General features: G+C 41.0%; 13 protein-coding genes. 12 read left to right on the top strand and 1 reads right to left on the bottom strand.

The window, feature by feature from the left end:
* The first annotated feature begins 225 nt into the window (after positions 1-225).
* From BMX34_RS01600 to BMX34_RS01585, 4 genes are read left to right on the top strand one after another with little or no spacing between them, the layout of a single operon-like run.
* Positions 226-681, top strand: coding sequence for a MarR family winged helix-turn-helix transcriptional regulator (locus BMX34_RS01600; protein ID WP_092570101.1), 456 nt, complete (start codon positions 226-228; stop codon positions 679-681).
* A gap of 16 nt (positions 682-697) precedes the next feature.
* Positions 698-2860, top strand: coding sequence for an ABC transporter ATP-binding protein (locus tag BMX34_RS01595; protein WP_092570099.1), 2163 nt, complete (start codon positions 698-700; stop codon positions 2858-2860).
* Between the two features lies 1 nt (position 2861).
* Positions 2862-4718, top strand: coding sequence for an ABC transporter ATP-binding protein (locus tag BMX34_RS01590; RefSeq protein WP_092570097.1), 1857 nt, complete (start codon positions 2862-2864; stop codon positions 4716-4718).
* Position 4719: 1 nt separating this feature from the next.
* Positions 4720-5127, top strand: coding sequence for a DUF2871 domain-containing protein (locus tag BMX34_RS01585; RefSeq protein WP_092570095.1), 408 nt, complete (start codon positions 4720-4722; stop codon positions 5125-5127).
* Positions 5128-5204: 77 nt separating this feature from the next.
* On the opposite strand, the gene zwf is transcribed toward BMX34_RS01585, so the two are convergent.
* Positions 5205-6644: a glucose-6-phosphate dehydrogenase gene (zwf, locus tag BMX34_RS01580; RefSeq protein ID WP_092570093.1), complete on the bottom strand. Its 1440-nt coding sequence runs from the start codon at positions 6642-6644 to the stop codon at positions 5205-5207.
* Positions 6645-6770: 126 nt separating this feature from the next.
* On the opposite strand from zwf, the gene BMX34_RS01575 reads away from it, so the two are divergent.
* The 8 genes from BMX34_RS01575 to purK all read left to right on the top strand — a co-directional run bounded on the left by BMX34_RS01575 (position 6771) and on the right by purK (position 16091).
* The gene (locus tag BMX34_RS01575) at positions 6771-8084 is read left to right on the top strand and encodes a DEAD/DEAH box helicase (RefSeq protein WP_092570091.1); all 1314 of its coding nucleotides are present in this window, start codon (positions 6771-6773) and stop codon (positions 8082-8084) included.
* A 375-nt stretch (positions 8085-8459) separates the two neighbouring features.
* Positions 8460-9956 (top strand): amidophosphoribosyltransferase, encoded by a 1497-nt coding sequence (gene purF / locus BMX34_RS01570; RefSeq protein WP_092570089.1) that lies wholly within the window; start codon positions 8460-8462, stop codon positions 9954-9956.
* On the top strand, positions 9949-10977 hold the full coding sequence (purM, locus tag BMX34_RS01565) for a phosphoribosylformylglycinamidine cyclo-ligase (protein WP_092570087.1): 1029 nt from the start codon (positions 9949-9951) through the stop codon (positions 10975-10977). Before purF ends, purM begins: the two co-directional genes overlap by 8 nt.
* A 1-nt stretch (position 10978) precedes the next feature.
* Positions 10979-11560, top strand: coding sequence for a phosphoribosylglycinamide formyltransferase (gene purN / locus BMX34_RS01560; protein ID WP_092570085.1), 582 nt, complete (start codon positions 10979-10981; stop codon positions 11558-11560).
* The gene (purH, locus tag BMX34_RS01555; RefSeq protein ID WP_092570083.1) at positions 11557-13149 is read left to right on the top strand and encodes a bifunctional phosphoribosylaminoimidazolecarboxamide formyltransferase/IMP cyclohydrolase; all 1593 of its coding nucleotides are present in this window, start codon (positions 11557-11559) and stop codon (positions 13147-13149) included. The genes purN and purH overlap by 4 nt, the downstream gene beginning before the upstream one ends.
* A gap of 12 nt (positions 13150-13161) precedes the next feature.
* Positions 13162-14442 (top strand): phosphoribosylamine--glycine ligase, encoded by a 1281-nt coding sequence (gene purD / locus BMX34_RS01550; RefSeq protein WP_092570081.1) that lies wholly within the window; start codon positions 13162-13164, stop codon positions 14440-14442.
* A 25-nt stretch (positions 14443-14467) separates the two neighbouring features.
* Positions 14468-14935: a 5-(carboxyamino)imidazole ribonucleotide mutase gene (gene purE / locus BMX34_RS01545; protein WP_092570299.1), complete on the top strand. Its 468-nt coding sequence runs from the start codon at positions 14468-14470 to the stop codon at positions 14933-14935.
* Positions 14928-16091 (top strand): 5-(carboxyamino)imidazole ribonucleotide synthase, encoded by a 1164-nt coding sequence (gene purK / locus BMX34_RS01540; protein WP_092570079.1) that lies wholly within the window; start codon positions 14928-14930, stop codon positions 16089-16091. The genes purE and purK overlap by 8 nt, the downstream gene beginning before the upstream one ends.
* Positions 16092-16093 lie beyond the last annotated feature (2 nt).

Genomic DNA, 16093 nt, shown 5'->3' with positions numbered 1-16093 from the left:
GTTTTTTTATTTGATTGATTTACTTAAAGAGGCAATCGGCTACAAGTCACCCAGCTTAAATCAAAAAGAGAGACCTGATCTCATATGTAGGCTTTACGAGTTAGGAGCTAAATTACCCATAATTGTTCTCTTTGATAAACTTTTTTCTTGAAATTTGTTAAGCGAGATGATATATTAACCAAGTAAACAATTAACAATGTTAAGTAATAACAGTGTTAAGTATTTTTGGAAGGAGTATATCATGAAGAAGGAATTACTCGAACAGATATATATCAAGTCCATGTGGGACTGAGTCGTTTCCCCATTTTTAATTATTGTAGTCAAATTCCCCACGGAGAATATTTATTGCTCCAATACTTAGATCGGCATGCCCAAGAACTAGACATGTTAACCGTCAGTCAGATGGCTAAAACTTTTAATATTTCTGCGCCGGCAGTCTCGCGGGCGAGTAGAAACTTAATTGATCGCGGATGGGTCCAACGCCAAGAGAATCCGAATGATCGACGAATTATTTATATGAGCTTGACACCGTCTGGACAACAACATTTCAATGCCCAAAACAAGATATTTCAAGAGAAAATGGAAGCCATTTTCGGTCAATTGTCTGAAGAAGAATTAAAGACTTGGGTTGAAATTGGCCAAAAGATTGAAGCTCTTATGAGCCAAGAATTTAAGAATTAGAATGAAAAGGTGACTTATGCGAAATTTATGGCAACAATTAAAACCCTATCGATGGTTAATCTTATTAATCATGCTCTTCCATGTCGGACGAGCCTATACAACCTTGCTTTTGCCTGATTATACTTCACGTTTAATCGATATTGGTATTCAGAACTCTGGCTTTGAGTATGCCGTTCCACTAGAAATCACTGCTCAGGATGCGCAAAGATTAAGCGAAATGATGACTCCTGCTGAACAAGAAGTCTTAGCCAGTAATTACCAACAGACCGATCATCAGACGCTTCGCTTGAATGATCAAATTGCCAAGGATGATCAGGCACTGAAAGATTTAGAAAAGAGTTTGTTAGAACCGATTGCCGTGCTGGAATTTCTGAATAAAAGTTCGGGAACAGAGACTTCATCCAGCTTTGGAAATATGAATCCTCAGATGTTAAGTCAAATCCCTAAAACTCAATTGCGTTCGATGTTTAAGAAGCAAATTGAAAAGATGGACCAAAATATGCTTCGATCCGCCGCGGTTAATTTCGTCAAAGACCAGTATGAAGCGAGTGGCAATGATTTGCAGGCCTATCAATGGCAATATCTTTTCCGCGAAGGTGGCCAAATGTTAATGATTACTTTGGCTTCGATTCTGGTAGCAGTCGGTGCCCATTTCTTTGCCTCACGGATTTCAGCGGATCTTGGTTATAATTTGCGCGAACAAATTTATCGAAAGGTCTTAAGCTTTTCTCATTATGAAATCGATCGATTCTCTACCTCTTCTTTAATTACTCGTTCAACGAATGATATTCAACAAATTTCAACGACAATGACAGTGATTTTGCGCTTTGCCTTATTTGCCCCAGTGATGGCTGCCGGGGGTATCTATCACGTGATCCGTACTGGAACCAGTTTATCCTGGATTATTGTGCTAGCTGTTTTGGCGGTCGTGATTATTGTTGGTGGCTTATTAGTGTTAACCATGCCGAAATTTAAAATTATGCAGAAACAAGTAGATGGACTCAATTTGGTCGCCCGAGAAATCCTAACTGGACTACAAGTCATTCGATCTTTTGGTCGGCAAGAACTTGAAACCCAACGTTTCGATACGGCAAATAGTGACTTAAAAAGAACCATGCTCTTCGTCAATCGGACCATGTCAATGATGATGCCACTAATGATGTTAATCATGAATGCAACATCAATCTTAATCGTTTGGGTTGCCGGCCATCAAATTGCATCGGGTGGGATTATGGTTGGTCAGATGACTGCCTTTATCTCTTATACCATGCAGATTATTTTTTCCTTTATGATTTTCTCGATGATGGCAGTGCTCTTACCACGGGCGGTAGTATCTTCTGACCGGGTCGCTGAAGTCATTGATTCACCGATTCAAATTCACGATGCCGATCAAGTTCAACATATTGATCAAGCTCATGGCCAGGTTGAATTCAATCAAGTCTCATTCCGTTATCCAGGAGCCAAACAAGATAGTATCAGTCAAGTTTCATTTAGGGCCGAACCAGGTAAAACAACGGCCATCATTGGTAGTACAGGTAGTGGGAAGTCAACCTTGTTGAGTTTGCTCTTGCGTTTCTATGAAGTCAGTCAAGGATCAATTACAATTGACGGGGTAGATATCCGTCAATTAAGTCAGCATGATTTACGAGACTTAATTGGCTATGTTCCCCAAAAAGGGGTCTTATTCTCAGGTTCAGTCAGCTCAAATATTAAGTATAGCGATGATCAAATTGCTGATCCACAGATGGTGCAAGCAGCTAATATTGCAGCCGCCGATGAATTTATCCAAGAAATGGATGGAGAGTACCAGGCTAGTATCTCCCAGGGTGGAGCAAATGTCTCCGGTGGTCAGAAACAACGGTTATCGATTGCGCGCGCGATTGCTAAAGACCCAACGATTTATTTATTTGATGATTCTTTTTCTGCTTTGGATTATAAGACCGATGCGCAGGTTCGCCGTTCACTTGAACTAGTTACCAAAGAAGCGACAGTGATTATTGTTGCCCAACGCGTTTCGACGATCTTAGATGCAGACAATATTATTGTTCTTGAAGAGGGCAAGGTGATTGGTCAAGGAACGCATCAAACATTGATGACAACTTGTCCAGTGTATCAAGAGATTGCCCAATCTCAATTATCAGCTGCTGAAATTGAGCGATCAATGAAAGGGGGGAATTAAGATGGCCCAAGAAGAGAATAAAAATCAACAAAGTCAAGCAGGGCGTCCAGGCAGACCGGCTTTAGGATCGGTTGAGAAACCGAAGAATTTTTCCAAATCGATGGGTAAAATTCTACACGAGATTATGAAGTACCCTGCATCATTTGCGGTGGTGATTGTGACTGCCTTATTGTCTACCGTCTTTTCTATCGTCGGCCCCAAGGAATTAGGTAAGGCGATTACTGAATTGTTCAAAGGCCTGATGTTAAAAATCCAAGGTCAAGGTGATATTAATTTCGATAATGTTGGCCGAATTCTATTATTTGTTCTGGCTTTATATGTTATATCATCGATTTTTGGCATGGTGCAGGGCTATATTATGTCGACCATTACCCAAGATATTACTTTCAAATTAAGACAACGGATGATTGACAAGATTAATCGGATGCCAATGGCCTACTTCGAATCACGTCCTTATGGTGAAGTTCTCTCAAGAATTAGTAATGATATCGATACTTTATCGAACGGGATGAATCAAAGTATTACTACGTTAATTACCTCGATTGTGACCATGCTGGGTATTTTATACATGATGTTAACAATTTCTTGGCAAATGACTTTGATTGCCTTGATCATGATTCCGTTAAGCATGGGTGTCTTGGCTAGCTTAATGAAATTCTCCCAACAGTATTTCAAACAACAACAGAAATCTTTAGGAGTCATCAATGGCCAAATTGAAGAGAATATTGCGGGCCAAACCATTGTCCGAGCTTTTAACCAAAAACATAAGGTGTTGAGTGACTTTAATCTAGAGAACGAATCCCTTAAAGAATCCGCCTGGAAGTCCCAGTTCTTCTCTGGTTTAATGTTTCCAATTATGGATTTCATCTCCAACCTAGGTTATGTTGGGGTGGTCATCTCAGGGGTTTACTTTGCCCTTCATGGCCAGATTTCTGTAGGTGATATTCAAGCCTTCACCCAATATGTGAATCGGTTTACCCAACCTATGGGTCAGATGGCCCAAGTAGTTACCATGTTGCAATCAATGGCAGCCGCGGGTGAACGTGTCTATGAATTGTTGGAGGAAGAGGAAGAAGTAGCTAGTTCAGCCAATAAATTGCCTTTAGAAGATGTCGAAGGCCACATTAGCTTTGATCATATTCAATTTGCTTATAATCCAGGCCAAACAATCATTCATAATTTCTCTGCAGAGATTCAACCAGGACAGAAGGTTGCCTTAGTCGGACCAACAGGGGCTGGGAAATCAACCATTGTGAAATTATTAATGCGTTTCTATGAAGTGAATCAAGGTCAAATTTCTTTAGATCAGCATAATATTTTGGACTATGATCGTGAATCTTACCGGCAGGCAATTGCCATGGTTCTACAAGATACATGGTTATTTAAGGGCAGTATACGCGAGAATATTCGCTATGGTCGTCTTGATGCCAGCGATGAAGAAGTCCAAGCTGCTGCCCAACAAGCCCGAGCCCATCACTTTATCGAGGCATTACCAAATGGTTATGATTTTGAAATCAATGAAGAAGCGACCAATATTTCCCAAGGTCAAAAACAACTATTAACCATTGCTCGAGCCATATTGGCTGATCGGCCGGTGCTGATCCTGGATGAAGCCACCAGTTCGGTCGATACACGGACAGAGGTACTCATTCAAGAGGCGATGGATGAATTGATGATGGGACGGACCTCATTCATTATTGCCCACCGCTTATCAACCATTCGTAATGCTGATCTAATCTTATATATGGAGAAAGGTGATATTATCGAACAGGGCAGTCATCAGGAATTAATGGCGTTAAATGGCAAGTACAAGAATCTTTATCAGAGTCAATTTATTAATACAGAAGGAGTCGACTAAGATGAAAAAAATCTATACTACCGCAAAAATATACTTAATTCTAGGCTTGATTGCTGGCGTATTTTACCGTGAATATACGCGTTGGCAAGGTTTTACTGGTCAAAGTCAATTAAATGTGCTCCATACCCATCTCTTGGTTTTAGGAATGGTCTTCTTCTTAATTGTTTTAAGCCTTGATCGTCAATTTAACTTGCATGACCATGTTAAATTTAATCGTTTCTATCTTTCATATAATTTAGGCTTGATTTGGACGGTGACGATGATGCTTGTCAAAGGAATCATGACTGTTCAGGGATACGCTGATTCCGCGATGGTAAACGGAATCGCTGGTTTAGGTCATATTATTATTACCTTTGGCTTAGTTTGGTTCTTTGCCATGTTAAAAGACAGGGTCGGACAAGCTGCTTAAAACTTATAAATTTTGTGACCAAAAAAGAACACTGGAATTTTTCCAGTGTTCTTTATTTTATGATCGTGCTTTCAATTCTAGCCATACCATTGATGGGCATAGCCCTGCAACAAATCGATCGCTGCTTGAGGTTCAGCCATACCGGCTGGATAATTTGGAAAGTCCGGCGCTGGTAAGGATTGCCAACCCGCAATAATATGATCGACAAATTTCCAAGCCTGGACAATTTCTTGATAATGATTAAAGTTATTTAACTCACCTAAAATACATTCATAGATTAATCGTTCATAGTCAACCGGCATGGCGGCGACTTCTTCAGCAGTATATTCAAACTTAAAGGCAATCGATTCTGTTTGATGATCATAGCCTGGTTTTTTAGAATTGATGAAAAGTTGGTAATTTAAGTTTGGCCCAATTTCAATCCGTAAGCGGTTAGCTTGTGCTTCATTCTCCTCTTTATTAAAGACAATATTGATCACCGAAACTTTCCGTTGTAGTCTCTTCCCTGAACGGATAAAGAAGGGGACGTTCTGCCACTGTGGTAGATCTAGAAAGACCTTTGCCGCTAAGAAAGTTTCTGTGTTTGATTGGGGATCAACACCGGCTTCTTGACGGTAACCTGGCAAGTTTAATTGAGGATTAGGACCATATTGGCCCCGGATAACATTTTTCTTCAATTCTTCTAAATTAGCATAAGGCTTGAGGTGGGAGAGAACTTCAATTTTAGCTTGTCTCAGCGCATCCGAGCTATCATCTTCAGGTTCTTTCATGGCAGCTAGAGCCAGGATTTGTAAGAGATGATTTTGAATCATATCACGAATTACGCCGGAACTTTCATAGTAGTCTGCTCGTTTCTCGACACCGACCTCTTCATCCAAAGCAATTTGAACATGATTAATCCCTTTTGCATTCCATAGTCGTCGAAGCACATAATTGTTGAAACGCAAATAATGTAAAGAATGAACGATTTCTTTACCCAGGTAGTGGTCAATTCGATAGATTTGATCTTCCTCAAAGGATCGATTTAATTGTTTTTGTAATTCTTCTGCTGAAGCTAGATCATGACCGAATGGTTTCTCAATAATCAGCCGGCTATATCCTTGGTTGGCTAGTAGGCCTTGTTCCTTCATATGCTTGGTAATTTCTGGGAAAAGGCTAGGTAATAAAGAGATAAAGAAGACGCGATTATCTTGTGTTTGATATTCTTGATCTAATTGCTTTGCTAAATCATTTAATTTATAATATTGGTCTGCATTATGTACATCATGGGCTTGGTAATAAAAATGACTGACAAATTCATTAGCATCAATATGGTCTTCAATTTCCTTGGCAATACTCTTAAGAATGACTTCATGGAGATGTTCATCGGTCCATTCTCTTCGAGCCGTACAGATGACGGCAAAATGATCAGCAAGTTGTTTCTTTTTATATAAACGGTAAATAGCCGGGTACAATTTGCGGGTGGCTAAATCCCCAGTAGCTCCAAAAAGAAACAAAATTAGGCGGTTATCGTTCAATGCTATCCCTCCGTATGTTAGACAGTAAACATTATAGCTTAATTTAGCAATACTGACAATTTGATTAGGGATAAAATACTCAATATAGTATAATAATTATGGAACTTGTAATAATAGGAGGAAATTATGGATATTCAAGACTTAAATATACAACATTATATCAAAGCTGCCTTAAGCAGCCTGAATTTTCAAAGTTTAAAGCCCGTTCAAGAACAAGTTATTCCACTTGCTTTAAAAGGAGAAAGTCTGATTGTTGAATCGCAAACCGGGTCAGGGAAGACCCATAGTTTCCTGATACCCTTAATGGACCAATTAAATAGTGAATTGGCTGAAGTTCAAGCCGTAGTGACCGCTCCCAGCCGCGAATTAGCCGAACAAATATATCAAATGGCTACTCAAATCAATGGATTTCGTCCGAATCCTTTAAGAATTGAGAACTATGTCGGTGGGACTGACAAAAAACGTCAATTAGATAAATTAGGCAGTCAAAATCAACCTCAGTTAGTGATTGGTACGCCAGGGCGAATCTTTGACCTCATGTCTGAACATGCTTTATGGGTTCAAACGAGCAGAGTGATGGTGGTAGATGAAGCGGATATGACTCTGGACATGGGCTTTTTGAATATTGTCGATGAAATTGCCTCACGCATGCCAGAAGATTTGCAAATGATGGTCTTCTCGGCAACGGTTCCTCAAGCCTTAGAAGTATTTCTAAATAAGTATATGGATCATCCGCAACGAATTAAAATAGAAAATCAAGATGTCATTAGTCCAACCATTCGCAATTACTTATTAAATACTAAGCAACAGGATCGAAAAGTCTTAACCTATGATTTGTTGACGAAGGGTCATCCTTTTCTAGCCTTGGTCTTCACCAATACCAAGGAATACGCGGATCAATTAGTTGATTATTTAAGACATAGAGGGCTCAAAGTCGCTAAAATTCATGGCGATGTTGATTCCAGAGAACGTAAACGGATTATGCGTCAAATCCGCAATTTAGAATTTCAGTATGTGGTAGCGACCGATTTAGCCGCTCGGGGCATTGATATCCCGGGCATATCCCTGGTAATTAATACCGAATTGCCTCAGGACCTGGAATTCTTCGTTCATCGGGTTGGTCGTACAGGACGGAATGACTTACCTGGAGAAGCTTACACCTTCTATGACCCCGCGGAAGATCAAGCTATTGATCAATTAGAAGATAAAGGCATTCAATTTATTCCTGTCCGTTGGAAAGATGGTGAGTTGGTTGAAACACATCAACGTGACCGACGCCAACGACGTAAAGTAAAGGCAAAAGAGGACCTGCCCGAAATCAATCGTTTAGTTAATCGACAAAAACATAAAAAAGTCAAACCAGGTTATAAACGAAAACTCAAACAAAATATTAAAAAAATTCGTCGGGCCCATACTCAATCAAAATTTAATAAAAAATAAGAAAAGCTCTACATTTTTATTTCGAGCTTCTTCTGTTGGAAAAGATCTAAGCTCACTTGGTTTAGGTCTTTTTTGTTAAGAAGGTAAAAATATTAGTTTCAGCGAGTGTAGACTGGCTTATCAAAATAATTTATATCGATGGCCGTCAGAATACAAATACTTTCTAAAAAAAATAAGCTTCGTTGAAACTTTTTGTTCGCAATAGCAAAGTACTTTTCTTTAGCCACAGCTTAAATTTTGCTGATGAATAAACTTTTACTAAAAACACGAACGATTATAAAGATATTTTATGAATATTCGGTTTTTCTTTGAACTTCATGGCCTTGCATGTTACTTTAAGGGTGAAATAAGAAACTAAGAGAAGGGAATAAATCGATGGCGATTAGCTTAGATCAAGCATATGTTGCGAGTAGTCCAACAGGTGTGAGTGAATCGGGTGGAATATTCGGAATTTGGAACCACCCCCATGCACCTCAAATCACCTATTTCGGTCTGCATGCCTTGCAACATCGAGGACAAACCAGTGTCGGAATAACCAGTAGAGAGGGCGGACAAATTTATAACCATCGTGGTTTAGGTTTATTAAATCATGTCTTTAAACAAGAACATTTATTAAATGATTTAAAAGGCTCTTATGCTTTGGGCCATGTTCGGTCTGCCTCTCATTTAGATCGGGATGAGAATAGTAATATCCAACCGTTAAATTTCAAATTAAGTTATGGCTACTTAAGTCTTACCCATAATGGCAACATTACCAATGCTCAGACCTTGAGAAAACAATTAGAAAAGCAAGGAGCAGTCTTCCATTCGAGTTCGGATGCTGAATTATTAGTTCATCTGATGCAACATAGTTCTGAACAAGATATTGAGCGCAAATTGGTTGAGGCGGTTCAACATTTAACTGGGGGCTTTAACTTTGCTTTGTTAGTCGAAGATGGTCTATATGGGATTGTAGATCCTTCATGTTTCCGTCCTTTATTGATTGGTCGGGCCACAAATGGAGCCTTTATTCTAGCCAGTGAGACCTGCGCAATTTATAGTGTGGGGGCAGAGGTGATTGATATTGTCTCTGCAGGCCAATATGTCAAGATTGACCATGATGGCTATCAGATTCGTTCATATAAACCATCTTTAGGCATTAGTATTGAACCGATGGAATTTATTTATTTTGCTCGGCCGGATTCTGATATTTTTAATATTAATGTTCACTCAGCAAGAAAAGAAACCGGTAAAATTTTGGCCCAAGAAGCACCCGCCCCACAAGCTGATTTGGTCATAGGCGTGCCCAATTCCTCCTTATCTGCTGCGAGTGGCTTTGCTGAGGCGAGTGGTTTACCCTATGAAATGGGTCTAATTAAGCATCAATATATGGGACGCACCTTTATTCAGCCGACTCAGGCCATGCGTGAACAAGGCGTTAAGCAAAAATTATCAGCAGTACGAAAAATTGTCCAAGACAAGTCGATTGTTCTGGTAGATGATTCCATTGTTCGAGGAACGACTTCTAAAAGACTGGTCGTGCTACTGAAAGAAGCTGGTGCTCGCGAAATTCATATGCGGATAGCTAGCCCGCCGATTCGCTTTCCAAATTATTTTGGGATTGACGTTCAAACGAATCAGCAACTCATTGCTTCCAATCGAACGGTCAAGCAGATTTGCCAATATATTGGCGCTGATAGCCTGGCCTTCTTGTCAATTGACGGTCTGCGTCAAGGTATTCTAAGTCAAGATCATTCACATTCCATAGATATCTGTACCGCAGGTTTTAATGGACAGACGACAGCTGATTTAGGCGACTATCGCCAGGAATTTGAGAAGAATTTAACCCCATTGCAACAAAGAATATTAAAAGGAGAGAATGTAGATGAGTAAGGCATATCAACAGGCAGGTGTAGATATACATAAGGGTTATGAAGCAGTTCAACGGATGAAGAAACATGTACTTCGTACTCAACGTCCAGAAGTCATGAACGATTTAGGTAGTTTTGGCGCGCTTTTTGATTTATCTGGTAAGAAATTTGACCAACCTGTCTTGGTATCAGGAACTGATGGTGTTGGAACCAAGATTTTGCTGGCTCAACAAGCAGAGAAATTTGATACCATTGGCATTGATTGTGTAGCCATGTGTGTCAACGATGTATTAGCTCAAGGAGCAGAACCTCTCTTCTTCTTAGACTATCTAGCAGTTGGCCTGAACCAGCCAGAAACCATCGAACAAATCGTAGCTGGTGTCGCGGAAGGTTGTGTTCAAGCTGGAGCGGCTCTGATTGGCGGTGAAACCGCTGAAATGCCTGATTTGTATTCTGCGGATGAATTTGATTTAGCCGGATTTGTGGTTGGAATTGCTGATAAAACTCACTTGCTTGATGGTCAACAAGTTAAGGAAGGCGACCAACTCATTGGCTTAGCCAGTTCAGGAATTCATTCCAACGGTTATTCCTTGGTGCGTAAGATTCTTTTTAAAGACCATCAAATTGCTTTTACTGACCAATTACCGTCTGGTAGAACTGTGATTGAGACCCTATTAGAACCCACAAAAATCTATGTCAAAGAAGTCTTACCATGGGTTCAAGCGGGTAAAATTTCAGGAATCAGTCATATTACCGGAGGTGGCTTCTATGAGAATGTTCCTCGCATGTTCGCTCAGCAACTTAAGGCGAATATTCAATATGGATCTTGGGAAATCCCTGAAGTCTTCACTTGGTTAGAAGAATTAGGCCAACTTTCCAAGGAAGAGATGTTTAATGTCTTCAATATGGGGATTGGCATGGTTTTAGCGGTCGATACTAAATATAAGGAAGACATTCTAGCAGCCATTCCGGGAAGTCGTTGGATTGGTGAGGTCAGCGCGCTGGCTGCCGACGAAGAACAAGTTCAGATTGAGGGTTTATAGGATGAAATTAGCTCTGTTTGCCTCGGGTAATGGGGACAATGTCATGGCCATTTTGAAAGCAATTGATCAGGGCCAGATTGAATCTCAGGCGGTAGCTCTAGTCTGCGATCAAGCTCAAGCCCCAGTCTTAAGTAAAGTGCAACCTTATTCTTTGGATATTTTACTGTGTCCACCTGAGGCGTATCCAAGTCGAAGCGCCTGGGAGCAAGAAATTATTGAATTCTTGAAAGAAAGACAGATTGATTTAGTTGTCTTAGCTGGTTTTATGCGGATATTGGGAAAAGGTCTGCTTCAAGCCTTCCCCCAACGGATTCTGAATATTCATCCATCCCTGTTGCCTTTATTTCCGGGCCGACAAGGTATTCTGGATGCTTATCAAGCAGGCGTTAATCAAACAGGAGTCACCATCCATTATGTAGATCAAGGGATTGATACGGGAGAGATTATTGCTCAAGAAAAGCTTACTATCCCCAAAGGAATGACGCTCGAAGAATTAGAGGAAGAAATTCATCGCATTGAACATCGTTTATATCCACAAGTTATTCAAGAAATTATTAAAGAATTGAAGGGAGAATCTCTGTGAAGAAGTATGCTTTATTGAGTGTGTCTGACAAGGCAGGTATTGTCGAACTGGCTCAAAGTTTGAGTCAACACGGTATTCAGCTCCTATCAACCGGAGGGACCTTTAAGGTGCTTGAAGAGGCCGGACTGAACGTTGAAGCCGTCGAAGAATATACGGGTTTTCCCGAAATGATGGATGGCCGGGTTAAGACTCTACATCCTAAGGTTCATGGGGGCCTGCTTCACTTGCGAGATAAATCAGACCACCTGGCCGCCTGTGAGAAGTTTGAAATTGCTGCGATTGACTATCTGGTGGTGAATCTCTACCCATTTAAGGAAACGATTCATAAAGAAAATGTCATTTTATCAGAAGCGATTGAAAATATTGATATCGGTGGTCCGTCAATGTTGCGCTCAGCTGCTAAGAATTATCAATCCGTCACTGTGGTCACTGATCCTAGAGATTATCCGTATCTCATTCAAGAACTGGACCGAGAGGGAAACACTTCCTTAGCTTTCCGAGCTTATTTGGCCCGCAAGGTCTTTCAATTAACTGCCCATTATGATGCCATGATTAGCGAATATTTGACGTCAGCGCATCAAGATTTGAGTTTCCCCGAACCACATCAATGGAATTATTTGACCTTGACCTATGATCAGGCGACTCCACTCCGCTACGGTGAGAATAGTCATCAAGCTGCGACTTTCTATCGGGCTATCAACCCGCCAGCTTTCTCATTAGCAGCGGCTCAACAATTACAGGGCAAACAGTTATCCTATAATAATTTAAGGGATGCTGATGCAGCTATTCGAATCGCTCGTGAATTTGACCAACCTTGCGCTGTGGCGGTGAAACATATGAATCCTTGTGGCGTTGCCCTCGGTGCCGATATTGAGCAAGCCTTTGCTAATTGTTATCAGGCAGACCCTGTTTCAATCTTCGGTGGGATTTTGGTTTTAAATCGTCCAGTAGAAGCCGACTTAGCTCAAAAACTGCAAGAAATCTTCCTGGAAATTATTATCGCGCCAGAATTTAGTTCAGAAGCCTTAGCCATTCTGGAAACTAAGAAAAATTTACGATTATTGAATTTGGATTTCTCAGCCAAATCATCTTTCTATCAGACTGAATACACCAGCATTATTGGAGGACTCTTAGGACAAGCAACGGATGCTTCTGATGAATTACCAGATTCGATTCAATCGAACCTACCGACTCAATGGACAGTGATGACCCAACGTCAACCGGATTTAGTTGAGCTGCAAGCGATGAATTTCGCCATGAAGGTGTGTAAGCATGTGAAATCGAATGCCATCGTGGTCAGCAATGGGGAAATGACCCTAGGCATTGGCGCGGGTCAAATGAATCGGGTTGGGGCGGCTGAAATTGCCCTTAAAGCAGCCAGTTCCAAATTATCTCAAGTTAAGCAACCTTTAGTCTTAGCCAGTGATGCCTTCTTTCCATTTGCAGATACGGTTGAATTAGCCCTGAAGTATGGTGTGTCAGCAATCATTCAACCCGGTGGATCGATCCGTGATCAAGATTCGGTCGAATTAGCAGACCAGCACCAACTCACAATGGTAAAAACAGGCATGCGTCATTTCAAACATTAGGAGGAAGCACCATTGAATAAAGTATTAGTCATCGGTTCCGGGGGCCGGGAACATGCGTTAGCTCTGAAGTTAGCTGAAAGCAAACAGGTCAGTCAGGTCTTTGTCGCTCCAGGGAATGCTGGTATGGAATTAGCCATTAATCCCTCGGCCCACAAAATACAATGCATCGATATCTCAGCGGTGGACAAGGAAGCCTTGGTCGAATTTGCTCGCAAAGAAGATATCCAATTAACCGTGGTCGGTCCTGAAACAAGTTTAGCCATTGGTCTTGTAGATGCTTTCCGTCAACATGATTTGGCTATTGTAGGTCCGAGCCAATCAGCAGCGCGCTTGGAAAGTTCTAAAACCTTTGCCAAAGATATCTTAACCAAAGCCAAAGTACCCACAGCGGAGTATCGAGCCTTTAAAGCCAATGAATTTGATCAAGCGATTGCATTTGTTCGTCAACAAAATTCAGGTCTAGTGGTCAAAGAAGATGGCCTGGCTGCTGGAAAAGGTGTCTACATCCACCACCATCTTGACGATATTGAGAACAATTTATCTTATATCATGAAAGATTTAAACCATGATTTGGTCATCGAAGAATTGTTAGAAGGTGAAGAGTTATCTTACTTTTCTTTGCTGAATGGTGATCATATTATTCCTTTGGCCTTAGCTCAAGATTACAAGCGTGCTTTTGATGACGATAAGGGACCAAACACTGGCGGGATGGGGTCAATCTCACCCGTTCCCGGTTATGATGAAGAAGCGCTGATGGAAGAATGTAATCAAATCATTGTCCGGCCCTTGATTCAAGCTTTGAAAGCCGAAGGAATCAGCTATACGGGTATCCTGTATACTGGTTTGATGATGACAAAAGATGGCCCGAAAGTGATTGAGTTTAACGCCCGATTTGGTGACCCTGAAACTCAAGTGGTCCTTGAAAGAATTGTTGATGATTTCTATCACTTACTCCAAGTCCATCTCAATCAAGAAATCTACCAGGTGACCCTCAAGCCTGAATATTGTTTAGGAGTGGTTGTGGCTGCACTCGGTTATCCAGGGACCTATCCTAAGGGTATGCCAATTCAGATTCCAGAGAATCTTCTGGCTCAAGTTCGTTTTGCCGGCGTGAAATCTTCGCCAGACTATCCCTTGATCAGCCAGGGCGGTAGAATCTTAATGCTGATTCAATCAGGTGACCAGCTCGATAACTTAAGTCAGGAAATCTATCAAAAATTGAATCAAATACAAATTAATCAAACTTACTATCGGAAAGACATTGCTCAGAAACACATAAAGAAAGGTGATTAATGTGTCAGCAGATGTTGCTGTTATTATGGGATCTTCTTCAGACTGGAAACAAATGCGTGAAGCTTGTCTGATTTTAGATCAATTACAAATTTCTTATGATAAAGCCGTGGTCTCAGCCCACCGCATGCCAGAAGAAATGTTAGAATTTGCCAGTCAAGCAGAGCAGAAGGGTTATCAAGTTATTATTGCCGGAGCTGGAGGGGCTGCCCATCTACCAGGTATGGTAGCTTCTAATACGGTCCTCCCGGTGATTGGTGTACCGATGAAGACATCTACACTCAATGGTCAAGATTCCCTGCTTTCCATTGTCCAAATGCCGGGTGGCATTCCCGTGGCGACCATGGCGATTGGCACAGCTGGTGCGAAGAATGCGGGCATTCTGGCAGGGAGAATTTTAGCCCTGCAAGATGCATCTATTCGTGACCGAGTAAAAGAATTGATGAAAGAACAAAAGGAGATGGCTCAAAAGATGACCGCTGATTTAAATGAGTAAACGATTATTACCTGGACAAAGTGTCGGTATTATTGGGGCTGGCCAATTAGGCAAGATGTTGGCTCAATCAGGACAAAAAATGGGCTACCGCTTAGGTGTCTATGATCCCAATTCCCAAGCCTGTGCCTTTCCTTTAGCTCACTGGAAACAAGCTGCAAGTTTCGACGATGAAACAGCTGTTCTAAATTTTGCTAAGGAAGCAGATGTCATTACCTATGAATTTGAGAATATTAATGGTCAAATCCTAGAAAACTTAGCTCAAACCAATAAATTACCTCAAGGAACCGATCTCTTGATTCATTCTCAACATCGTCTGATGGAGAAAGAATGGCTAGAAAGTATTGGAGTTAAAGTAGTCCCCTTCCGTAAAGCAGAGAATTGGGATCAGCTTCAACAAGGTATTGAAGACTTATCCTATCCTGTGATTATCAAGACCAGCCGGTTTGGCTATGATGGGAAAGGACAATTTCGCCTGACCAGTCCAGCAGATTTAGAACAAAATGAAGCAGATTTAAAGGCGATTATGAATGAGCAAAGTTGCATTATCGAAGCCTATTGTCCCTTTGCTTATGAAATTTCGGTGATGGTATCTCGTGATCAAGCCGGGCAGGTTGAACTCTTCCCCATTAGTGAGAATGATCATCAAGCAGGTGTCTTATTCTCTAGTCTGGTGGGTAAGACCTATCCTGTAGCAGTGACTCAAGCTGTTCATGAAGCAGCTACTAAGATTGCCCAAGCAGGTAAATTGGTGGGCGTCTGTGGAGTAGAGTTCTTTGTAACTGAAGACCATCAAGTGTTGGTCAATGAGATAGCTCCTAGACCTCACAATAGTGGCCACTATAGTATTGAAGCCTGCAATTTTTCTCAATTTGATCAACATATCTTGGCAGTCACAGGGCGAAGTATCCAACCCATTAAGTTATTACAAGCAGCCTTGATGATTAATATTATGGGTCAACATATGTCTATGCTTGATGAAATTATTGATCATTTCCCTCAAGCCATGGTGCATATATATGACAAGGGCCAAGCTAAGTTCCAACGTAAAATGGGTCACTTTACCTTACTTGCTGAAGATATTCAATCATTAGAAACTTTACTTCAAACAGATCAACTCTTATTAACAATGAAATCCATGTATCATAAGGAGAAATAAAT

This window comes from Ignavigranum ruoffiae, assembly GCF_900110675.1.
Taxonomy (GTDB): domain Bacteria; phylum Bacillota; class Bacilli; order Lactobacillales; family Aerococcaceae; genus Ignavigranum; species Ignavigranum ruoffiae.
This window is presented reverse-complemented; position numbering and strand designations above follow the sequence as displayed.